This window comes from Micromonospora sp. II (genome assembly GCF_001709195.1).
GTDB lineage: Bacteria > Actinomycetota > Actinomycetes > Mycobacteriales > Micromonosporaceae > Micromonospora > Micromonospora chalcea.
Genome location: NZ_LYXF01000008.1, coordinates 133,589 through 154,515, shown reverse-complemented (window position 1 = coordinate 154,515; position 20,927 = coordinate 133,589). Strand labels below are relative to the sequence as shown.

Below are 20,927 nucleotides of genomic sequence, written 5' to 3'. Positions count from 1 at the left end.
GCCGGCTGTCGGCGACCGGCCCGCGCGCCGCTCAGAAGGGTAGCGGGCGGTCCGGCTCGTCCCCGGCGAAGGTGCCGATCTCGCGCAGCGCGTGCATCTTGTCCCGGCCGCGCTCTATCGAGGCGAGCGCCCGGGTGAGGAACTGCTCGAAGTTCGCCAGCGCGGTGTCGACGTAGTCGTCCACCTCCTCGCGGAGGCGCTGCGCCTCGGCCCGCGCCTCGGCGATGATCCGCGCGCCCTCGTGCTCGGCCGAGACGGTGATCTCGTTGACCGAGACCAGCCGGGCGTGTTCCGCCTCACCCTCGCTGATGATCCGGTCGGCCTCGCGCTTGCCGGCCTCCATGATCTTGTCCCGTTCCTCCAGCAGCGCGGCGGCCCGGCGCAGGTCGGCGGGAAGCTCCGCGCGCAACTCGTCGAGCGCGGCGATCATCTCGCCCCGGTCGACCATGCAGTTGTTGCGCGACATCGGGACGGAGCGGGCCTGCTCCACCATGGCGATCAGTTCGTCGATGCGATCGAGCGGGTCCACCGGTACCTCACTCCTGTCTTCGTCGGCCGCCCTCCATGATGCGGCCTGCGCCCGGCTTCGGCGCTGCACACATCATGTCGCGCCCGAGCCACCCACGCCCCACCCGCCCCACCCGGCGCGTCGCCCACCCCCGGCGGAGGGTCAGGGGCGGAGGCGGGTGGCCAGCTGCTCCCGGACCAGGTCGGGGACGTGGGCGGAGACGTCGCCGCCCCACTTCGCCACGTCCTTGATCAGGCTGGACGAGATGAACGAGTAGAGCGGGTTGGTCGGCATGAACAGCGTCTCCACGCCGGCCAGGCCGATGTTCATCTGGGCCATCTGCAGCTCGTAGTCGAAGTCGCTCACCGCCCGCAGGCCCTTGATCAGCACACTCGCCTGCTGCGCCCGGCAGAAGTCGACGAGCAGACCGCGGAACGACTCGACCCGGACGTTGTCGTACGAGGCGGTGACCTCGTGGAGCATGTCGATCCGCTCCTCGACCGTGAACAGGCCCTGCTTCGACTGGTTGACCAGCACCCCGACGATCACCTCGTCGAACAGCCGGCTCGCCCGGCCGATGATGTCGAGGTGACCGTTGGTGACCGGGTCGAACGAGCCCGGGCAGACCGCACGTCTCATGATCGGCGACCGTACCAAAGAGTGGTCTCGCCGTAACGTCTGCTGCGCTCCGGAGTGACACCTTCCACCCACGTGACCGATCCGGAACGACTGGACCGCTCGACGATCACCAGGGCGTCCGGGGCGAGCCAGCCGCCGTCGACCAGCGCCGTCAGCATCGCGGTGATCTCGGCGTCCGGCACCGCGTACGGCGGATCGGCGAAGACCACGTCGTACGGGCCGTCGGCCGGACCGGCGGCCAGCACGGTGGCGACCTTGCCGGTGACCAGACGCGCGGCGGGAGCGGCCCGGAGCGCGGCGATGTTCTCCCGGATCACCCGGGCGGCACGCGCGTCGGACTCGACGAGCAGCACGTGCGCGGCGCCCCGGGACAGCGCCTCCAGGCCGACCGCGCCGGAACCGGCGTACAGGTCGGCGAAACGTGCCCCGTCCAGGTCGACGTGCGAGTGCACGGCGCTGAACAGCGCCTCCCGGACCCGGTCGGAGGTGGGCCGGGTGCCGGCGCCGGGCGGCGCGGCAATCCGCCGCCCGCCGAGCGTGCCGGCCACGATCCGGGTCACCGTCGCTCCCTGCGCATGCCCCGACGCTACGCGACCCGCGCGCCGGGGTGGATCGAGCACCCGAGGTGACGCCGGGTGACTCGACGTACATCAATGATCTCGGATTCATAACGGACCCTTTACGACCCGTCGATCTCGGTAACGCCCGCACTGTCGATCTCGCTAGGGTCTGGCCCGATTGCCGGACGGACGCGCGGCTCCGGCCCCTCCGCCCGGTCTCTCCCATCCTCCCCCTCGTCAGGAGCAGGCGTGAATCGTCTCCACCTCCGGCGTGCCGCCGCCCTCACCGCCGGCACGCTGCTCGGCCTCGCGGGCGTCGCCACCGTCGCCGGCCCGGCCGCCGCCCACCACCCCGAGCCGTCCGGCAGCTACTGCGCCACCCCGAACGGCGCGGTCACCGTCACCTGGTCCGTGACCAGCAGCGAGACCGACATCTCCGGCCGCATCACCAAGCTCGTGTCCACAGTGCCCGGCCCGGTCAGCGGGGACCTGGCGGTCGGCGCCGAGCTGAAGCCGGCCGGCAAGGGCACGCTCACCGGCACCCAGACCCACACGTTCGCCGGCGCGATTCCGGAGCTGAAGCTGACCGTCGGGGCGCACTGGGACCGGGGCCGCAAGTCGCACGAGGGCGAGCGGACCGTGATCGCCCGCCCGGCCCGCGACTGCGTGACGCCGAGCCCGTCGCCGTCGCCCAGCACGCCGCCGAGTCCCACGCCCACGCCGAGCACGCCGGCCTCGCCGACCCCGACGCCGTCGGCGTCCCTCCCGCCGAGCCCGTCCACCCCGCCGTCGCCGTCCGCCCCGCCGGCGGAGCCGATCTTCAAGCTGGACCAGGACTGCGACTCGATGACGTTCGTCGTGGAGAACCCGGCCCAGGGCGCGCCGTTCACCGCCACGCTGACCACCGAGAAGGGCGTCACCAGGACGCTCGCGTCCGAGCCCGGCAAGACCAGCTCGGTCGAGTTCGGCGCCTACCCGGGTCTCAAGGTCACGGTGAAGTACGACGTGGTCGAGGACGCCGAGACCATCCCGTACACCCAGCCGGACGACTGCTCCGGCCAGGGTGGCGGCCTGCCCGTCACCGGCCCGGCCGCCGGCGCCATCGTCGGCGGCGCCGCGCTGCTGCTAACCGCCGGCGCGGTGCTGTTCGTGGTGGCCCGTCGCCGCCGGATCCGCTTCACCGCCTGATCCGCACCCGAGGGCGCGTCGACCACCCGGTCGGCGCGCCCTCGCCGTGCCTGCCGCGGGTCCGGCACAGGGCGCGCGGGCGGTCAGACCGTGTCGAGCACCGACGTGACCGCGACCGGGTCGACCTCGGCCTGGTTGGTCAGCAGGACGAGCCGCTCGTCGGAGTCGGGCAGCCAGGCGGCGAACGCCTTGTAGCCACCGTTGTCCCCGGAGTGGTGCAGCGCCCGCCGGCCGGCCAGCGGGCCGACGAAGAACCCGTAGCCGTACGCCTCGTCGGGCCGTCCGGTGGGCGCGTGCGGCGCGGTCATCGCCGCCACCGAGGCCCTGGCGAGCAGCCGCCCCCGGCGCGGTACGTCGAGCCAGGTGAGCAGGTCCGCCCCGGTGCACCAGACGTCACCAGCGCCCATGCTCACCGTCACCAGGTCCCAGGACGGCACCGGGCGGCCGCCCTCGTGCCCGGTCGCCACGTCCGGCCGCCCCTCGCCGGAACCGGCGAAGCTGCCGGTCATGCCCAGCGGCGCGAAGACCTCCCCGGCGAGGAACTCGGCGTACGGCCGGTCGGCCACCTGCTCGACGGTCCGGGCCAGCAGCACGTAGCCGGGACTGCTGTAGTGCCACCCGGCGCCGGGCGGGAACAGTGGCGGCAGCGCCGCGAACCGGTCGAGCAGGTCGTCCGGCTCGGCCGGCCCGTGCAGGTCGATCGCCGGGTAGTCCTCCCAGTGCCCGAGCCCCGAGGTATGGGTGAGCAGGTGGTGCAGCGTGATGCCGGACCACTGCGGCGGCGGCGTGCCGGGCAGCCGGCGTACCACCGGGTCGGACAGGCTCAGCGCGCCCCGCTCGGCGAGCAGCAGCACCGCCACTGCTGCCATCTGCTTGCTGATCGAGGCGATCTGGAATCGGGTCGCCGGGGTGCAGCGCCGGCCGGACGTCTCGTCGGCGACCCCGGCGACCCGGTCCACCAGGAGCTCGTCACCTCGGGCCAGAAGCAGCACGCCGCGTTCGGGTGATGGTGTCGACATCTGCGCGAGCCTAGGCACGCCACGGGCGTGCCGCTGCCCCGCGACCGCACCGGCCCGCCGTCAGCCCTTCTCCAGGTATTCGGCGCGTTCCTCGTCGACGAGCGCGGCCACCGAGGCCGCGAGCGCCGGATGCCGGGCCAGGTCCGGGTCCTCCTCGACCAGTTCGATCGCCTCGGCCCGCGCGTCGCGGATCAGCTCGGCGTCGCGTCTCAGCGACAGCAGCCGCAGGTGCGAGCGCCGGCCGGACTGGGTCGCGCCGAGCACGTCGCCCTCGCGGCGCTGTTCCAGGTCGAGTTCGGCCAGCTTGAACCCGTCGGTGGTGGAGGCGACCGCGTCCAGCCGTTCCCGCGCCGACGAGCCCTCGACCGCCTCGGTGACCAGCAGGCACAGACCGGCGGCCGAGCCCCGGCCGACCCGGCCGCGCAACTGGTGCAGCTGGGAGACGCCGAACCGGTCGGCGTCCAGCACGATCATCACCGTCGCGTTCGGCACGTTCACGCCGACCTCGACCACTGTGGTCGCGACCAGCACGTCCAGCTCGCCGTCGGCGAACGCGCGCATCACCGCGTCCTTCTCGTCGGCGGGCAGCCGCCCGTGCAGCACCCCGATCCGCAGCCCGTGCAGGGGCCCCTCGGCCAGCAGCGGGGCCACCTCGGTCACCGCCAGCGGCGGGCGCCGGCCGTTGTCGTCCTCCCGCGGCGCCTCCTCGTCCGACACCGGACCCTCACCGATGCGCGGGCACACCACGTACGCCTGGTGGCCCTTCGCGACCTCCTCGCGCAGCCGGCGCCAGGCCCGGTCGAGGAACGCGGGCTTCTCGGCGGCCGGTACGACGTGCGAGGCGATCGGCGAGCGACCCTGCGGAAGCTGGGACAGCGTGGAGGTCTCCAGATCGCCGTAGACGGTCATGGCCACCGTGCGCGGAATCGGGGTGGCCGTCATCACCAGCACGTGCGGCGGCTGGTCGGCCTTGGCGCGCAGCGCGTCGCGCTGCTCCACGCCGAAGCGGTGCTGCTCGTCCACCACCACCAGGCCCAGGTCGTGGAAGTCGACGCCCTCGTAGAGCAGCGCGTGCGTGCCGAGCACGATGCCGGCCCGCCCCTCGGCCACCTCGGCCAGCGCCCGGCGCCGGGCCGCCGCGCCAAGCGAGCCGGTGACCAGCTCCACCCGGGTGGCGTCCTCGGCGGCGCCCAGCTCACCGGCCCGGCCGAGCGGGCCGAGCAGGTCGAGGATGCCCCGGTGGTGCTGGGCGGCGAGCACCTCGGTCGGCGCGAGCAGCGCGGCCTGCCCACCGGCGTCGACGACCTGGAGCATGGCGCGCAGCGCCACCACGGTCTTGCCGGAGCCCACCTCGCCCTGCAGCAGCCGGTGCATCGGGTGCGCGGCGGCCAGGTCGGCGGCGATCTCCCGCCCGACGACCTGCTGGCCGGAGGTCAGCTCGTACGGCAGCCGGGCGTCGAACGCGTCGAGCAGGCCGCCCGCCTTCGCCGGCCGGGCCCGCGCCGGCCACGCCGCGGCCCGGTGCTTGCGCTGCACCAGCGTGAGCTGCACGGCGAACGCCTCGTCCCACTTGAGCCGCCGACGCGCCCGGTAGAGCGCCTCCTTGCTGGTCGGGCGGTGGATCTCGCGCAGCGCGGTGCCGATGTCGGCCAGGTTGCGGGTGGCCCGCACGGTGGCCGGCAGTGGGTCGTCCGGCGGGGTGAACGTGTCCAGCACGACGCGCACGCAGCGGGCGATCACCCAGGTCGGTACCGCCGCCGCGGCCGGATAGACCGGGATCAGGGCACCGGCGAACTCCTCGACCTCCTCGTTCGCCGCCGCCTCGCCCTCGCCGCCCTCGCCGAGCAGGACGTACTCCGGGCCGTTGAGCTGCCGCTTGCCCCGGAACTCGGTCACCTTGCCGGCGAACAACCCCCACCGGCCGGGCCGCAGCTCCCGCTCCCGCCACGCCTGGTTGCCGAAGAACGTGCAGGTGAGCACGCCGCCGGAGCCGTCGCCGACGGTGACCTCCAGCAGGTTGCCGCGCCGCTGGCGCATCGGGCGCACGGCGGTGCGCTGCACCTGGGCGAGCACTGTGACCTGCTCCCCCACGTCGAGCGAGCGGATGTCGGTGTGCTCGCCGCGCTCGTCGTACCGGCGCGGGAAGTGGTAGATCAGGTCGCCCGCGGTGTGCAGGTCGAGATGCCCGGCCAACGCCTTCGCGGTGCGCTCGCCGACCAGCTTCTTCAGCGGCGTGTCCACAGTGGCCGCCTCGCTCGTCATTCGACCCCCACCAGGAGCGGATAGTGCGGCTGCCCGCCCTCGTACGCCTGCACCTCGACGAACGGCCAGGCCCGCTCGACATGCTCACGGACCCGGTCGGCCAGCCCGGCCGGCGCATCCGCGCCGCACAGCAGCGTGACCAGCTCACCGCCACCGCCGAGCATCCGGTCCACCACCGCGATGCAGGTGTCGGTCAGATCCTGCCCGATCAGGTGCACCTCGCCCTCGACCAGCGCCAGCACGTCACCCGCGCGGGCCGGGCCGGCGACGGTGAGCGCCTCCCGGGCGGCGTGGCACACCTCGGCGTACCGGCAGGCGCCGGCCGCCTCGGCCATCGCGATCACGTCGTCCTCGAAGCGCCGTTTCGGGTCGCGTACTGCGAGCGCCGCGAGCGCCTGCACCGGGGAACGGGTGGGCACCACGCTCACCTTGACGCCGAGGCCGTACGCCTCCTTCGCGGCCGCGCTCGCCACCGACTGCGTGTTCGGGTCGTTCGGCAGCACCACCACCCGGGCGGCGCCGGTGGCCCGGATCGCGTTCAGCAGCTCACCGGTGGACGGGTTGGCCGGCACCACCACGGCGCCCTCGGCGGCGAACAGCTCGGCGATGCCCGCGCCGGTGGCCACCACCACGGCGGCCCGCCCCTCGGGCAGCGGCGCCTGCGGCCCCGGCGCCGGGGCGGTCTGGTCGGCGAAGCGGGTCACGCCGATGCGGTGCGGCCGGCCGGCGACCACGCCCGCCTCGATCGCCGCTCCGACGTCGTTGACGTGCACGTGCACGTTCCAGGTGCCGGCGCCGTCGCCGACGATCGCCAGCGAGTCGCCGAGCACTGCCAGCTCGGCGCGCAGCCGGGCCACCGCCTCGTCGTCCGCGTCGAGCAGGTACTGCACCTCGTAGGCGTACACGTCGGAGCCGCTCTCCCGCACGGCGGTGGCCGGCGGACGGCGGGTGGGCGGCGCGGGCGCCGGCTGGGCCGGGCTCTCCCCCGTGACCACCTCGACCAGCGCGTCAAGCAGCAGACACAGGCCGCGCCCACCGGCGTCGACCACGCCCGCGCGGGCCAGCTCCGGCAACTGCTCGGGGGTACGCGCCAGCGCGTGCGCCGCCGCCTCGGCCGCGGCCCGGGCCACTGTGCGCAGGTCGTCGCTGTCCACGAGACGGGCCGCGTGGGCCGCCGCGGCGACCACGCTGAGCAGCGTGCCCTCGACCGGCCGGGCGACCGCGGCGTAGGCGGCTGTGGTGGCGTCGGCCAGCGCGTCGGCGAGTTGCCGCCCGCCCACCGCGGGAGCGGCGGCGAGCGTGTCGGCGAGGCCGCGCAGGATCTGCGAGACGATCACCCCGGAGTTGCCGCGCGCCCCGAGCAGCGCGCCCCGGGCCATCAGCCGCAGCGCGTGCCCGTGCGGGGTGTGCCCGTCGTCGGGGAGGGTGCCGAGGTCCATGGCCAGGGCCTGCTGGGCCGAGGTCAGCGTGAGGACCAGGTTGGTGCCGGTGTCGCCGTCGGGCACCGGGTAGACGTTCAGCTCGTCGATCTCGCCCTGGTGCCGCCGGAGGGCGGCCAGCCCGCTCGCGCACCAGCGGCGCACCGCGGCGGCGTCGAGGGTCTCCAGCACGTCGGGAAGCCTACTGGCGCGCACCGACACGCGCCGGGGTCGTCCGCCGCGTGTCCGCCCCGCCCGCCGGCCCGGCCGGGTCGCCGGTACGCTGGGTGGGCTCGCGAAAGGGCCGGTTGGGCGTACCGACTGTCATCGGGTAACCTGACCAGGTTGCCCGGGCAGCGCCTGGCGGCGACCTCATGAACGTTTCAATCCCAGGAGTATCCCGTGGCTAGCGTGTGCGACGTCTGTGGCAAGGGGCCGGGCTTCGGCCACAACGTGTCCCACTCGCACCGGCGGACCAACCGCCGCTGGAACCCGAACATCCAGTCGGTGCGCACCCCGGCCGGTGGCGGCAACACCAAGAAGTTGAAGGTCTGCACCTCGTGCATCAAGGCCGGCAAGGTCACCCGCGCCTGACGCGGTAGCGCCACCGAACATCGTCGGTCGCCGGCGGATCCCTCGGGATCCGCCGGCTTCTGTCGTATCCACCGACCCGCGCCGCACACCTGACCGACCGTACGGCGACCGGCTGGTACGGGCCGGTTAGGGTGCTGCTGCGCCGGCCGTCCGGTTCCGGCGCGAGCCGTGGGGAGGGTGACCGGTGGACCTCGATCTGGGTCGCGAGCAACTGGTGGTGGTGGGCGCGTCGTTCGGCTCACTGAGCTGGTTCGACCAGCAACTGCCGGCCGGCACCGTGGTACTGGTCGAGGAGCCGGACGTGATCGCCCGCCGCGACCTGGCCCGGTTCGCCGAGCGGCTGCCGATGATCGGGCGACTGGTCGAGGCCGAGTACCAGACCGGCTTCGACGCCGACGCCCTGCTCGCCCGCGAGCCCGCCCTGGCCGACGCCCGGCTGGTCCTGCCCGGCCTGGAGTACGCGGTCGGCGCCGCCGCCCGGCTCGCCGAGCGGCTCGGGTTGCCCGGCGCCGGGGCGGAGGCCGCTGACATCTTCTCCGACAAGCACCGGATGCGGCTGCTCGCCGACCGGATCGGACTGGCCAACCCCGTCTACGAGCTGGTCGACGACCCGGCGCGGGCGGTGGAGTTCGCACGGGCGCACGGCGGCCGGTGCGTGCTCAAGCCCACCCGCCGTTCCGGCAGCCTGGGCGTGCAGCTGATCACCGACCCGGCCGAGGTGCCCGCCCGCTGGGCGGCGAGCGCCGCGCCGCCGGACCCGGCCGAGGCCACCGAGCGCGGCCTGCCCACCGGCGTGCTGGTGGAGGAGCTGCTGGTCGGCTCCGAGCACAGCGTCGAGCTGCTGGTCGCCGACGGCGAGGTGATCTTCGCTAACGTCACCGACAAGCGGATCGCCGGTGGCCGGTACCCGGTCGAGACCGGCCACACCGTGCCGTCCGCGCTGCCCGCCACCGAGCACGACGCGCTGCGCGCCGCCGCGGTACGCCTCGCCGAGGCGGCCGGCTTCCGCAGCGGCATGCTGCACAGCGAGTGGATCCTCGTCGACGGCGTGCCGACGCTGGTGGAGTGCGCGGCCCGGATGCCCGGCGACATGATCACCGCGCTGATCTCGATCGCCTACGAGCGCGACGTCATCGAGGCGTACCTGCGGGTGCTGCGCGGCGAACGGCCGACGTTGCCGGCGCGGCCGACCGGCGCGGCGGCCATCGAGTTCCTGATCGCGCCGCCCGGACAGGTCACCGCCGTCGACGGCAAGCGCGACGCGCTGCGCGTGCCGGGCGTGCTCGACGTGCAGGTCGAGACGAAGGTCGGTCAGACCGTGCCGGAACTGCTCTCCTCGGCGCACCGCAGCGGGCACCTGATGGCCTGGGGCGCGACCCCGGACGAGGCGGCCAGTGCCGCGCGCCGCGCCGCGAACGAGATCCGCATCACCGTCGGCTAGAGCGTGCGGCCGTAGGACAGGCAGCCCGGGGCGTCCTTGTAGTAGCCGAAGTTCGGGATCCGCTCGTAGCCGGACGAGGTGTACATGGCGATCGCCTCGGGCTGCTTGTCGCCGCACTCCAGCACGATCCGTTTGCGGCCGTGGTCACGGGCGGAGCGCTCGACCGCGCCGAGCACCGCACGGGCCACGCCCCGGCCCCGGGCCGCCGGGTCGGTGTACATCCGCTTCAACTCGGCCGTGTCGCCGTCCTCGCCGTGGCTGCGCCAGCCGCCGCAGCCCACCGGACGCCCGTCGAGGTAGGCGACGAGGAACGCGCCGTCCGGCGGGGTGAACTCGGCCGCGTCGACAGGGGTGTCGTCGCCGCTGCCGCCGTAACGGGCGCCGAGGTCGGCCAGCGCCGCCCGGATCAGCGCCTGCGACTCGGGCGCGTCGAAGCGCCGCTCCCGGATCTCGATCTCGCTCACCGTGCCAGGTTACGACCGCCTCCGACCCCCGCCCGGCCGGGCGGCCGGGGGTCGGACGCAGATCACTCCGCCGTTCGGCGGAAGTGGTCCCAGCCGCGCGGGCCGTCGTACCCGGCGCCGTCGACGGTGACGCCGGCGCCGGCCGCCACCCGCCCGACCGGCCGCCAGCCGTCGGGCAGCGCGGCGTCGGGCGGGAAAGTCGCCGCCAGGGCGTGGTCGTCGCCGCCGGCCAGGATCCAGGTGTACGGGTCGACGCCGAGCGCCGCCGCCGCGTCGCGCATCTGCCGGGGCACCTCGAACGCCTCCCGGCTCAGGTCGACGGCCACGCCGCTGGCGGCGGCCACGTGCCCGAGGTCGGCCAGCAGCCCGTCCGACACGTCGATCATGGCGGTGGCGCCGGCCGCGGCGGCGGCCGGTCCGGCCGCGTACGGCACCTCCGGGCGGCGGAACGCCTCGACCAGCAGCCGGGGCGTGCGGAAGCCCCGGGACAGCACCGTGTAGCCCGCCGCCGCCCAGCCGGTGCGCCCGGCCAGCGCCACCACGTCGCCGGGCCGGGCGCCGGAGCGGACCACCGGTGGCCGCCCGGCCAGGTCGCCGAGCGCGGTCACCGCGATGGTGAGCGTCGGGCTGGCCGACATGTCCCCGCCGACCACGCTCGCGCCGACGAGCGCCGCCTCCGCGCCCAGCCCGTCGGCCAGCTCCTCGGCCCAGGCCGGGTCCAGCTCGGCCGGCATGCAGAGCGCGACGAGCAGCGCGGTCGGGGTGGCGCCCATGGCGGCGATGTCGGCGAGGTTGGCCGCCGCCGCGCGGTGTCCCACGTCCCGCGCCGCCGACCAGTCGCGCCGGAAGTGCCGTCCCTCCACCAGCACGTCGGTCGATGCGACCACCCGCCGGTCCGGCGCCGCCACCACCGCGCCGTCGTCGCCGGGGCCGAGCAGGCAGCTCTGTCCCTGTGCCAGCCGGGCGGTCACCCGGTCGATCAGCCCGAACTCGCCGACATCCGTGACCGTCATGCCGTCCCCTCGATCCGCTGCGTCGTTGCGCACGTTCCACCCCTGTCCGCGCCGGCGTGTGCTCGCTCACCGCGTACGACCGGCAACCGATAGGGATCACTGCCGCTCAGTACGGTAGTTTCACCCTTCGGGTCGCCCGGAGGCGACGGACGGAGGTCGAGTCGTGGTACAGGCGTACATCCTCATCCAGACCGAGGTCGGCCGGGCGCGTGACGTGGCCGGTCTGATCGCGGACCTGGCCGGCGTGGTACGGGTCGACGCCGTCACCGGGCCGTACGACGTGGTGGTGCTCACCGAGGCGAACACCGTCGACGAGCTCGGCAAACTCATTGTCAGCAAGGTGCAGATGGTGCCCGGCATCACCCGCACCCTCACGTGTTCGGTGGTGCGGCTGTAAGTGGACGAGAAGACTTCCCCGCGCCCGGACCGCTCCACCCGCCGCGCCGCGCTCTGGGCGACTCTGGTCGCCGTGCCGGTGACGGTGGCGGTGGCCGGGTTCACGTTCGCCAAGCTGGCCCCGGAGTCGCCGGACGCCGGGCCGAGCGCGTCGGCGAGCCCCCGGGCACAGTCGAGCGCGCCGGTCGAGATGGCCGCCCCGGCGCTGGCCGAGCGCCCGACCGTACTCTGCCGTGCCCTGATGTCGCAGCTTCCGGACAGCGTGCGTGACCTGCCGCAGCGTCCGGTCACCGCGGGCCCGGAGCAGAACGCCGCGTACGGCGACCCGGCGCTGACGGTGGCCTGCGGCGGCAGCCCGGCGCAGTTCCCGCCCACCGACGAGGTGTGGACGGTGAACAAGGTCTGCTGGCACGCGGCCGAGGAGGCCGACGCCACGGTGCTGACCACCGTCGACCGGGAGACGCCGATCCGGGTGCGGGTGCCGAAGTCGTACGAGCCGCCGCTGCAGTGGGTGACGACGATCTCCGACACCATCGTCAGCTCCGTGCCCTCGGCGAAGCAGGCCCCCTCGGGCTGCTCCGCCTGACGCCCGGCCGGCCGGTTCAGCGGCCGGCGCGGCGGTGCAGGGCGGTACGGATCAGCCGATTGACCAGCTTCGGGTACTCCAGCCCGCTGGCCGACCACATCCGCGGGAACATCGACGTCGGGGTGAAGCCCGGCATCGTGTTGATCTCGTTGAGGTAGACGTCCATCTGCGGGGTCACGAAGAAGTCGACCCGGGCCAGGCCGGAGCAGTCGAGCGCGGTGAAGGCCCGGGTGGCGTAGTCGCGCACCTGCCGCGCGACCGGCTCGGGCAGGTCGGCCGGTACGTCGTACTCGCAGACCTCGTCGGCGAAGATGTACTTGGCCTCGAAGTCGTACCAGTCGCGGTCGCCGATCATCCGCACCTCGGCGAGCACCGAGGCCTCCGGCGCGCCGCCGGCCTCGCCCTCCAGCACACCGCACTCGATCTCGCGGCCGACCACGGCGCCTTCGACGAGCACCTTGCTGTCGATCTCCCGGGCGGTGACGAGCGCGGCGTCCAGGTCCGCCCAGTCGTCGACCTTGGTGATGCCGAACGAGGAGCCGGCCCGGGACGGCTTGACGAAGACGGGCAGCCCGAGGCGCTCCTTGTCCTCCTCGCTCAGCGACATCCCGGCGCGCAGCACCGCGTACGGGCCGACCGGGATGCCCTCGGCGGCGCAGAGCTTCTTGGTGAACTCCTTGTCCATGGCCGCGGCGGAGGCGAACACGTTCGCGCCGACGTAGGGGATGTCGGCCATCTCCAGCATTCCCTGGATCGTGCCGTCCTCGCCGTACGCGCCGTGCAGCACCGGGAAGACCACGTCCACGTCGGCGAGCGCGACCGGCCCCTGGGCCGGGTCGAGCACCATCAGGCCGCCCGCGGCCGGGTCGGCGCGCAGCACCAGCTCGGCGCCGGACCCGGCGGTGATCTCCGGGAGCTTCCGGTCGGTGATGGCGAGCCGGCTCGGTTCGCCGTCGGCGAGCACCCACTGGCCCTGCCGGGTGATGCCGACCGGCACCACCTCGAACTCGTCCGGGTCGAGCGCGGCCAGCACGCTGCCGGCGCTGACGCAGGAGATGCCGTGCTCGGGGCTGCGGCCACCGAAGACGATCGCCACACGGGTCTTGCCTGGGGTGGTCATGGTCACCTCATCGTCGCGACTGCGGCTGGCCGTGCTCGCCGGTGGCGCTCACCCGATTGACCTTACTGTGCGTTGTCGGCGGGGGTGGTCGATACCCGGGGAGACGCGGAGCCGCGTGGCAAACGGTCAAGGTGACATATACAGGGAGTAACCATACGAGGGTGGCTCCGACTCAGAAGGCCGGGTGCCGGGGCCGGCGGCCGACCGCGATCACCTTGACGCGCTGCCGGCCGGCCCGCACCATGCCCAGCGCCATGAACGCGCCGGCGATCCGGTCGGCCGCCTCCCGGCTGTTCGCGCCGACGACCTGCCGTCGGCGTTCGGGGCTGGTCCGCTCGTCGCGCCCGGCGCCGTCCGGGGGTCGCACGTCGGTGAGGACCACGAGGAACCGGGTCATTCCCGGCCACCTCCGCTCCGCAGGCGGCAGGCCGTCACCGTCATCGCGGAACCCCTCCCCATCTCGTGGACCGGCAGGGGCACGCGGCGGCCGGATCGTGGGGGAGTAGAAATCCGACCACCGCGCGCCMCATCCCCTCCGGTCGCTCACCGCCACCGTCGCCACGACAACCGGCGGTGAGGACGCCGTCACAGGTTGACAGGTTCACGGGCGTGAATGCAACTCTCATCGACTTTCTCTCACGCACATTTTCCCACCAGATGTGCGACCATCGATGCATGGCGCCGAAGACCGCCCGGGCCCGACGGCTCGGCATCGCACTGCGGACCCACCGGGAGGCCGCCGGCCTCACCCTGGAGTCCGCGGCCGACGAGATCAACAGCACCCGGAGCACGCTGTCCCGCTACGAGAACGCGCAGACGCTGATCAGTCCCGCCACCGTGCGCGCGTTGCTGACCAGCTACGGCGTGGGCCCGGACGAGATCGCCGCGGCCGTGGAGCTCGCGAAGGACGCCCGCAAGCCCGGCTGGTGGGTGTCCTACTCGTACCTGCTGGACCGCCGCACCATCGACTTCATCGCGCTGGAGGCCGAGGCCACCGGCATCGCGAACTTCGAGCCGTCGGTGGTGCCCGGTCTGCTGCAGACCGCCGACTACATCCGCGGCGTGATGCGCGGCGGCCCGCACACCCTCAGCGACGAGCAGGTCGAGCAGCGGGTGCAGCTACGGCTGGACCGCCAGCAGCGGCTCTCCGGGGACGAGCCGCCGATCCTCGACGCCATCATCGACGAGGGCGCGCTGCTGCGCCCGGTCGGTGGGCCCTCGGTCATGTCCGCCCAGCTCCAGCACCTGGTGAAGATGGCCGAACTGCCGAACATCACGGTGCAGGTGATCCCCCTGGCCGCCGGTTACCACCGCGGCACCCGGGGCTCGCTGCACATGCTGGAGTTCGCCGACCCGGAGGACCCGATCATCGCCTCGGTGGAGACCGTCGCCGGGCAGATGATCCTCGATCGGCCGGGCGACCTGCGTACCTGCACCAAGATCATGGAGCACCTGCGGACCGTGGCGCTGAGCCCGGCGGCCAGTCGGGACCAGTTGCTCCGCCTGCTGAACGAGAGGTGACCCAGATGAACGGCACGAACCGTCCGCACCCGACACCGGCCGGCTGGCGCAAGAGCAGTCACAGCGGCGACGAGGGCGCATGCGTGGAGATGGCGCCGCTGCCCGGCTCGGTGGCGGTCCGCGACTCCAAGGACCCGGCCGGCCCGGTGCTGGTGTTCCGGCCGCACGCCTGGGCCGCGTTCACCGCGGCGCCGCCGCGCCCCTGACCGCGGCTCCTCAGGCGGACGCGCCGCCCGGCCGCAACGGCGCGGCCACGGCGGCGGCACGCACCACCTCCAGAGCGGCGATGGCCACCCCACGCGCCCCGGCCATGTCCCGGTCCGGCACCAGGGCGAAGGTGGCCACCGCCCGCTGCTCCGCACGGAGCACCGTGTGCTCGGCGACAGCGGCGAGGAACCAGTCCCGGAACTCCGGCGCCGCCTCCACCACGCCCCCGCCGACGAAGTACGCGTGCGGGTCGGTGAAGTTGGCCGCGATGGTGAACAGCCGCCCCAGCGCCCGCGCCTGCTGGCCGAACACCTGGCGGGCCAGCGGGTCGCCCCGCTCGCCGTAGCCGCGCAGCAGCTTCGCGGCCCGGTCCGGCTCCTCCGCGGCCAGCGGATGCTCCGGATGCCGGGCCAGCCAGTACGGCAGCAGGTTGCGCCGGATCGCGGTCAGCGAGGCGACGCTCTCCGCGTCACCGGTGAAGCCGCACGCGCAGACCGGCGCCGCCTGGTCCGGCTCGACCAGGCCGTCCAGCGGGATGTGCACGTGCCCGAACTCGCCGGCCATGCCGGCCGCGCCGCCGACCACCCGCCCGGACTCCACCACACCCCCGCCGAGCCCGGTGCCGACGATCGCGGCCACCGAGGACCGGGCCATCGCGTCCGCGCCGAAGTGCACGTGGTGGGCGTAGAGCGCGGCGGCGTTGCCGTCGTTGGCGTACACCACCGGCAGGCCGAGCCGCCGCTCCAGCGCGGTACGCACGTCGAAGCCGCGCCAGGCCGGCTGGGAGAAGTTGGTGGAGCCCCGCGAGGAGATGACCCCGGTGGCGCTGGCCGGGCCGGGCGTGTCCAGCCCGACCGCGCGTACCAGGTCGCGGGGCACGCCGGTGTGGGCGAGCACGCCGTCGAACGCCCGCGCCAGCGCCTCCACCGCCGCCTCCGGCCCGGCGCCCACGTCACTCGGGATCTCCAGCAGCCCGTCCACCAGGAACCGGCCGTCGACGGTCAGCACAGTGGCGTTGTCGCTCGTGCCCCCGTTGTCGAGCCCCACCACCACCGGCACACCTGCGCTGCCCACCGCCACCGCCTCCCGCCGCGCCTGACCCGAGGCTAGTTCCCGTCCGGCCCACCCGCCACGCCCCCGGCGGGACTCCCCCACCGCGATCAGCCGGGGCTCCCCCGCCGCGGTCAGCCGGGACGGCGGGCGGTCACCGCTGTCGCCTCGCGTTCCTCGTCGCGGACCACCGCCGGCTCCAGCCCGGCGGCGGTGAACACGGCGCACAACTCCGGGGCCTGCGCGACGCTCACCTCGACCACCACATGCCCGCCCGGGGCGAGCCACTCGGCCGCACCGGAGGCGACCCGGCGCAGCACGGCCAGGCCGTCCGTGCCGCCGTCCAGCGCCACCGGCGCCTCGTACAGGCGCGCTTCGGCCGGCAGCGAGGTCACCGCGGCGGTCGGCACGTACGGCGCGTTCGCCACCACCAGGTCCAGCGTCCCGCGCCGGCCGGCCGGCAGCGCGTCGAACAGGTCGCCCTCGTAGACCGGGACGCCCAGTGGTTCGAGGTTGCGCCGGGCGCAGGCCACCGCCACCGGGTCGATGTCGGCGGCGGCCAGCCAGCGCGGCGTCAGCCGCTCATGCAGCACCACGGCGGCGGCGCCGGAGCCGCAGCACAGGTCGAGCACCGCGGGGGCCGGCCCGGCCAGCGCCGTCGCGGCGTCGACGAGCAGGGCGGTCCGGCCGCGCGGCACGAACACACCCGGGTGGACGGCGATCCGCCGACCGCAGAACTCGGCCCAGCCGAGCAGATGTTCCAGCGGCAGGCCGGCGACGCGACGGTCGACCAGCCGGGTCAACGCCTGCGCCGAGTCGGCGGCGGCGATCAGCAGTTCCGCCTCGTCCTCGGCGAAGACGCAACCGGCGGCGCGCAGCCGGCGGACGAGGGCCGGACGGTCGGGAGTGAACACGGTGGATGCCATGGCAGGCCTTTCGGGAAGCGCTCGTCGGCGCTCCCGGCGTCGCCTCAGCTCCTGGGCGACGCGGACTCGGAGGGAACGCCGGTCCTCTGCTGGGGGATCGGACTCACCTCCTCGGGTCGGGGCCGCACGGGCCGTGGCTGCCCGTCACGATAGCCCAGCGGACGTCGCGCCGTCAGCCCGCCGCGTCCAGCGCAGCCGCCACGTCGGCGAGCAGATCGGCGGTGTCCTCGATGCCGCAGGAGAACCGCACGAAGCCGGGCGGCGTGGCGTCGCCCCACTGGGCGCGCCGGTCGGCGGTGCTGTGCAGCCCGCCGAACGAGGTGGCGGCGGCCACCAGCCGGGAGGCGCCGAGGAACCGGGCCACCCGGCCCTCGTCGCCCAGGTCGAACGAGACCACGCCCGGCACGCGCCGCATCTGTGCCGACGCGACCGGGTACGCCGGGTCGTCCGGCCGTCCGGGCCAGCGCACCCCGGTCACGTCCGGCCGGGCCGCGAGCAGGTCGGCCAGCGCCCGCGCGTTGGCGGTCTGCCGGGCCAGCCGCAGGTCGAGCGTGGCCAGTGACCGGTGGGCCAGCCAGCAGTCGAACGCGCCGGGCACCCCACCGGTGGCGTTGCGCCAGGTGGTCGCCGCGTCCCGCAGCCCGGCGTCGCGGGTGGCCAGATAGCCCAGCAGCAGATCCGAGTGGCCGGTCAGCGCCTTGGTGCCGGAGGCGACCACCACGTCCGCGCCGAGGTCCAGCGGGCGCTGCCCGAGCGGCGTCGCGGTGGTGTTGTCCACCGCCACCAGCGCCCCGGCGGCGTGCGCGGCGGCGGCCACCGCCCGCACGTCGACGACGTCCAGGCCGGGGTTCGCCGGGGTCTCCAGCAGCACCAGCCGCACGCCGTCGAACGATGGGTACGGCCCGGCGGTCGGCACCAGCGTCACCCGTACGCCGAGCTGCTCCAGCGTGCCCGAGGCGAACGAGCGCACCGAGTAGTAGCCGTCGGCGGGCAGCAGCACGGTGTCGCCGGGTCGCAGCACCGTCAGCAGCAGCCCGGTGATGGCGGCCTGGCCGCTGGCGAAGACGCGGCAGTCGGCGCCCTCCAGCTCGCCGATCGCCGTCTCCAGCAGTCGCCGGGTCGGGTTGTCGGGCCGCCCGTACCCGTCCGCCGCCGCCGACGGGCCGCGCTCCGGGTCGAGGTGGTACGGCGCGGCGAAGACCGGGCCGGGCAGGAACGGCTGCCCGGGTACCGCCTCCGGCAGTCCGGCGTGGACGCTGCGCGTGCCGTCGCCCCAGTTCTCGCCACTCATCCCGGCTCCGCTCACTCGTACGACTCAGGCTTGGCGGTACGGCTCATCAGCGCGTCCACCGCAAGGCGCGGGTCCATCCCCTCGTGGCAGATCCGCTCGATCTGCTCGGTGATCGGCATCTCGACCCCGTGCGCGCGGGCCAGGTCGCGGATGGCCAGGCAGCTCTTGACGCCCTCGGCGGTCTGCCGGGTGGCCGCCTGGGCCTGCTCCAGCGACTCCCCCCGGCCGAGGTGCTCGCCGAAGGTGCGGTTACGGGCCATCGGGGACGAGCAGGAGGCGACCAGGTCGCCCATGCCGGCCAGCCCGGCGAACGTGATCGGGTCGGCGCCGAGCGCCACGCCCAGCCGGGCGGTCTCGGCCAGCCCCCGGGTCATCAGCATGGCCCGGGTGTTGTCGCCGAAGCCCATCGCGGTGGCGATGCCGTACGCCAGCGCGATCACGTTCTTCACCGCGCCGCCCAGCTCGCAGCCGATCACGTCGTCGTTCGTGTACGGGCGGAAGTACGGGGTCCGGATGGACGCCTGCACCAGCGCGGTACGCCGGCTGTCGGTGCCGGCGACCACCGTCGCGGCCGGCTGCTCGGCGGCGATCTCCGGGGCCAGGTTGGGCCCGGAGACGACCACCACCCGGTCGGCGGGCACCCCGGCGGTCTCCATGATCACCTGGCTCATCCGCTTGGTGGTGCCCAGCTCGATGCCCTTCATCAGCGACACGAGCGTGGCGTCCGGCGCCACGTACGGCGTCCAGTCGGCGAGGTTGCCGCGCAGCGTCTGCGACGGCACCGAGAGCACCACCACCTCGGCGCCCTCGATCGCCTCGGCGGCGTCGCCGGTGGCGGTCACCCGCTCCGGCAGGCGCACGCCCGGCAGGTACTCCGGGTTCTCCCGGCCGGTCCGGATCGCCTCGGCCACGGCGGCGCGGCGGGCCAGCACTGTGACGTCCCGCCCGGCGTCGGCGAGGATCTTGGCGAACGCGGTCCCCCAGGACCCGGCGCCCAGCACCGCCACGTGCCCGCTCATTCGCCGGCCTCCCGGATGCCGGTGCGGGCGGGCCGCTGCCAGAGCGGCGGTGGTGTGCCGCCACGGATCTCCGCGACCAGATCCCGGATGCGCAGCATGATGGTGTCCGTCATCTCCTCCAGGATCGGCCGGGTCGGCGTGGCCCCGGCCCAGGGGCTCAGGTCCACCGGCGGGCCGGCGACCACCGTCACCGGGGTACGCGGGCGCAGCCCGAACCGCGCCGTACGCGGGTCGAACATCCGCTCCGGGCCGACCATGGCGATCGGGACCACCGGGGCGCCGGTCGCGAGCGCCAGCCGGGCCGCGCCGGTCTTGCCCTTCATCGGCCACAGGTCCGGCTCCCGGGTGGTGGTGCCCTCCGGGTAGATCACCACGGCGCCCCCCTCGGCCAGCGCGGCGACCAGCTTGTCCAGCGACTTGACCGCCTCGACGGTGCCCCGTTCGACAGGGATCTGCTGGCAGCGGTGCAGGATCGCGCCGACCACCGGCACCCGGAACACGCTGGCCTTGCCGAGGAAACGCGGCCAGCGCCCGGCGTCGTAGATGTAGTGGGCGACCACGAGCGGGTCGGCGTGCGAGATGTGGTTCGGCACGAGGATCACGCCGCCGTCGCCGCGCAGGTGCTCCATGCCCCGCCAGGTGCGCCGGGTCCAGACCGTCATCAGCGGCTTCACCAGCACCACGGCGAGCCGTCGCCAGAACCCCAGCCTCCGCCGTGCCACAGTGCCTCCTCGATCCGCCCACGCGCCCCGGCACAGAATCATGCCTGTTCGCCCCCGCTGCGGCCAGTGCGGGTACCGGCGCTCCCGCTGGCAGGATGGTCGGCGTGTCTGAGGCCCGCTGGACCGTGGTGATGCCGGTGAAGCGCCTGGGAGCGGCGAAGAGCCGGCTGCGGGGCGCGCTGCCCGGCGTACCCCATGAGGAGCTGGCGCTGGCCCTGGCGGCCGACACGCTGCGCGCGGCGCGGGCGTGCCCGGCGGTCGCCGGGGTGCTCGTGGTGACCGACGACGCGCGGGTGCGCGCGGCGGCGGACGCGGCGGGCGCCCGGGTCGCCGCCGATCCGGGCGCCGGGCTGAACGCGGCGTTCCGGCACGGCGCGGCCGTCGCCGGGCCGCGCGCCGCCGTGGCCGGCCTGACCGCCGACCTGCCCGCGCTGCGACCGGCCGAGCTGGCCGCCGCGCTGCGTGCCACCCAGGGGGTACGCGGGTACGTCGCGGACGCACCCGGCGGTGGCACCGTGCTGCTGGCCGCGCCGGCCGGGGTGCCGCTGGCGCCGCGGTTCGGGCCCGGCTCGGCCGCCGCCCACGCGGCGAGCGGGGCGCTGCCGCTGGCCGGTGACTGGCCCAGCCTGCGCCGGGACGTGGACACCCCGGCGGACCTGGCCGCCGCCGCCGGGCTGGGTCTGGGGCCACGCACGGCGGCGCTGCTGGCCGGGGCCGAAGTCCGGTACGGTGCTGGCATGCAGGGCACGGTGGCCACCTACGACGCGTCGACCCGCAGCGGCGTGCTGCTGCTCGACGACGGCACCGAGCTGGCGTTCCCGGCCCGCGCGTTCGACGCCTCCGGGCTGCGGCTGCTCCGATTGGGGCAGCGTGTCCGGATCGAGCGGGACGCCGACGGCGAGGTCGTCCGGGTGACCTTGCCGACCATGGCGTGAACAACCTGGCCGGAGTTCATTTTCCGTTCACCCTTATCGGGGAATCAT

General features: G+C 74.6%; 23 protein-coding genes and 1 pseudogene. 9 read left to right on the top strand and 15 right to left on the bottom strand.

The genetic code is table 11. From position 1 onward, the window contains the following. Nucleotides 1-31 precede the first annotated feature (31 nt). The 3 genes from A8711_RS05615 to rsmD form a co-directional block, all read right to left on the bottom strand. A complete protein-coding gene (locus tag A8711_RS05615; RefSeq protein WP_043325943.1) occupies nt 32-529 on the bottom strand; it encodes a hypothetical protein in 498 nt (165 codons plus the stop codon). A gap of 141 nt (nt 530-670) precedes the next feature. Next, nucleotides 671-1,147, bottom strand: coding sequence for a pantetheine-phosphate adenylyltransferase (gene coaD, locus A8711_RS05610; protein ID WP_043325944.1), 477 nt, complete (start codon nt 1,145-1,147; stop codon nt 671-673). Further along, entirely contained in the window at nt 1,144-1,707 is a 564-nt protein-coding gene (rsmD, locus tag A8711_RS05605; RefSeq protein ID WP_069087646.1) for a 16S rRNA (guanine(966)-N(2))-methyltransferase RsmD, read from the bottom strand. The genes coaD and rsmD overlap by 4 nt, the downstream gene beginning before the upstream one ends. 249 nt (nt 1,708-1,956) lie before the next feature. Between rsmD and A8711_RS32380 the strand changes: the two genes are divergently transcribed. Further along, nucleotides 1,957-2,895: a cell wall anchor protein gene (locus tag A8711_RS32380; protein ID WP_069087645.1), complete on the top strand. Its 939-nt coding sequence runs from the start codon at nt 1,957-1,959 to the stop codon at nt 2,893-2,895. Nucleotides 2,896-2,978: 83 nt separating this feature from the next. On the opposite strand, the gene A8711_RS05595 is transcribed toward A8711_RS32380, so the two are convergent. From A8711_RS05595 to A8711_RS05585, 3 genes are read right to left on the bottom strand one after another with little or no spacing between them, the layout of a single operon-like run. Beyond that, a complete protein-coding gene (locus tag A8711_RS05595; RefSeq protein WP_069087644.1) occupies nt 2,979-3,914 on the bottom strand; it encodes a serine hydrolase in 936 nt (311 codons plus the stop codon). A 60-nt stretch (nt 3,915-3,974) separates the two neighbouring features. After that, entirely contained in the window at nt 3,975-6,176 is a 2,202-nt protein-coding gene (recG, locus tag A8711_RS05590) for an ATP-dependent DNA helicase RecG (protein ID WP_069087643.1), read from the bottom strand. Further along, nucleotides 6,173-7,786 (bottom strand): DAK2 domain-containing protein, encoded by a 1,614-nt coding sequence (locus tag A8711_RS05585; RefSeq protein ID WP_069087642.1) that lies wholly within the window; start codon nt 7,784-7,786, stop codon nt 6,173-6,175. Before A8711_RS05585 ends, recG begins: the two co-directional genes overlap by 4 nt. Nucleotides 7,787-7,996: 210 nt before the next feature. Between A8711_RS05585 and rpmB the strand changes: the two genes are divergently transcribed. Both rpmB and A8711_RS05575 read left to right on the top strand, forming a co-directional pair. Further along, nucleotides 7,997-8,188, top strand: coding sequence for a 50S ribosomal protein L28 (rpmB, locus tag A8711_RS05580; protein ID WP_011905179.1), 192 nt, complete (start codon nt 7,997-7,999; stop codon nt 8,186-8,188). Nucleotides 8,189-8,372: 184 nt separating this feature from the next. Continuing rightward, nucleotides 8,373-9,629: an ATP-grasp domain-containing protein gene (locus A8711_RS05575; RefSeq protein ID WP_069087641.1), complete on the top strand. Its 1,257-nt coding sequence runs from the start codon at nt 8,373-8,375 to the stop codon at nt 9,627-9,629. On the opposite strand, the gene A8711_RS05570 is transcribed toward A8711_RS05575, so the two are convergent. Beyond that, nucleotides 9,626-10,093 (bottom strand): GNAT family N-acetyltransferase, encoded by a 468-nt coding sequence (locus A8711_RS05570; protein ID WP_043325950.1) that lies wholly within the window; start codon nt 10,091-10,093, stop codon nt 9,626-9,628. The two genes, A8711_RS05575 and A8711_RS05570, sit on opposite strands and share 4 nt — an antisense overlap. 62 nt (nt 10,094-10,155) lie before the next feature. After that, complete coding sequence (locus A8711_RS05565) at nt 10,156-11,106, bottom strand: thiamine-phosphate kinase (protein WP_043325951.1); 951 nt, start codon at nt 11,104-11,106, stop codon at nt 10,156-10,158. A gap of 163 nt (nt 11,107-11,269) precedes the next feature. On the opposite strand from A8711_RS05565, the gene A8711_RS05560 reads away from it, so the two are divergent. Together A8711_RS05560 and A8711_RS05555 are read left to right on the top strand one after the other, a co-directional pair. Next, complete coding sequence (locus A8711_RS05560; RefSeq protein WP_013284547.1) at nt 11,270-11,503, top strand: Lrp/AsnC ligand binding domain-containing protein; 234 nt, start codon at nt 11,270-11,272, stop codon at nt 11,501-11,503. After that, nucleotides 11,504-12,088 (top strand): DUF3515 family protein, encoded by a 585-nt coding sequence (locus A8711_RS05555; RefSeq protein WP_043325952.1) that lies wholly within the window; start codon nt 11,504-11,506, stop codon nt 12,086-12,088. 16 nt (nt 12,089-12,104) lie between these two features. On the opposite strand, the gene A8711_RS05550 is transcribed toward A8711_RS05555, so the two are convergent. Both A8711_RS05550 and A8711_RS05545 read right to left on the bottom strand, forming a co-directional pair. Beyond that, a complete protein-coding gene (locus A8711_RS05550; RefSeq protein WP_043325953.1) occupies nt 12,105-13,208 on the bottom strand; it encodes a D-alanine--D-alanine ligase family protein in 1,104 nt (367 codons plus the stop codon). A gap of 172 nt (nt 13,209-13,380) precedes the next feature. Next, nucleotides 13,381-13,605, bottom strand: coding sequence for a hypothetical protein (locus A8711_RS05545; RefSeq protein WP_043325954.1), 225 nt, complete (start codon nt 13,603-13,605; stop codon nt 13,381-13,383). A gap of 278 nt (nt 13,606-13,883) precedes the next feature. Between A8711_RS05545 and A8711_RS05540 the strand changes: the two genes are divergently transcribed. Together A8711_RS05540 and A8711_RS05535 are read left to right on the top strand one after the other, a co-directional pair. Then, nucleotides 13,884-14,729 (top strand): helix-turn-helix transcriptional regulator, encoded by an 846-nt coding sequence (locus A8711_RS05540; protein ID WP_043325956.1) that lies wholly within the window; start codon nt 13,884-13,886, stop codon nt 14,727-14,729. A 5-nt stretch (nt 14,730-14,734) separates the two neighbouring features. Then, complete coding sequence (locus A8711_RS05535) at nt 14,735-14,935, top strand: DUF397 domain-containing protein (protein ID WP_064447251.1); 201 nt, start codon at nt 14,735-14,737, stop codon at nt 14,933-14,935. Between the two features lie 10 nt (nt 14,936-14,945). Here A8711_RS05535 and A8711_RS05530 read toward each other — a convergent pair whose 3' ends face one another. The 5 genes from A8711_RS05530 to A8711_RS05510 all read right to left on the bottom strand — a co-directional run bounded on the left by A8711_RS05530 (nt 14,946) and on the right by A8711_RS05510 (nt 19,944). Further along, nucleotides 14,946-16,010: an ROK family protein gene (locus A8711_RS05530; protein ID WP_069087651.1), complete on the bottom strand. Its 1,065-nt coding sequence runs from the start codon at nt 16,008-16,010 to the stop codon at nt 14,946-14,948. A 110-nt stretch (nt 16,011-16,120) separates the two neighbouring features. Continuing rightward, the gene (locus tag A8711_RS05525; protein ID WP_043325957.1) at nt 16,121-16,912 is read right to left on the bottom strand and encodes a putative protein N(5)-glutamine methyltransferase; all 792 of its coding nucleotides are present in this window, start codon (nt 16,910-16,912) and stop codon (nt 16,121-16,123) included. A gap of 172 nt (nt 16,913-17,084) precedes the next feature. Then, on the bottom strand, nt 17,085-18,203 hold the full coding sequence (locus A8711_RS05520) for a cystathionine gamma-lyase (protein WP_043325958.1): 1,119 nt from the start codon (nt 18,201-18,203) through the stop codon (nt 17,085-17,087). Between the two features lie 11 nt (nt 18,204-18,214). Continuing rightward, nucleotides 18,215-19,222: an NAD(P)H-dependent glycerol-3-phosphate dehydrogenase gene (locus A8711_RS05515; protein ID WP_030500847.1), complete on the bottom strand. Its 1,008-nt coding sequence runs from the start codon at nt 19,220-19,222 to the stop codon at nt 18,215-18,217. Then, a complete protein-coding gene (locus tag A8711_RS05510) occupies nt 19,219-19,944 on the bottom strand; it encodes a 1-acyl-sn-glycerol-3-phosphate acyltransferase (RefSeq protein WP_043325959.1) in 726 nt (241 codons plus the stop codon). Before A8711_RS05510 ends, A8711_RS05515 begins: the two co-directional genes overlap by 4 nt. 95 nt (nt 19,945-20,039) lie before the next feature. Here A8711_RS05510 and cofC point away from each other — a divergent pair. Beyond that, nucleotides 20,040-20,660: pseudogene (cofC, locus tag A8711_RS05505) on the top strand (2-phospho-L-lactate guanylyltransferase); the annotation flags it as partial. 21 nt (nt 20,661-20,681) lie between these two features. Next, the gene (locus A8711_RS32705; protein ID WP_043330566.1) at nt 20,682-20,879 is read left to right on the top strand and encodes a cold-shock protein; all 198 of its coding nucleotides are present in this window, start codon (nt 20,682-20,684) and stop codon (nt 20,877-20,879) included. Nucleotides 20,880-20,927 lie beyond the last annotated feature (48 nt).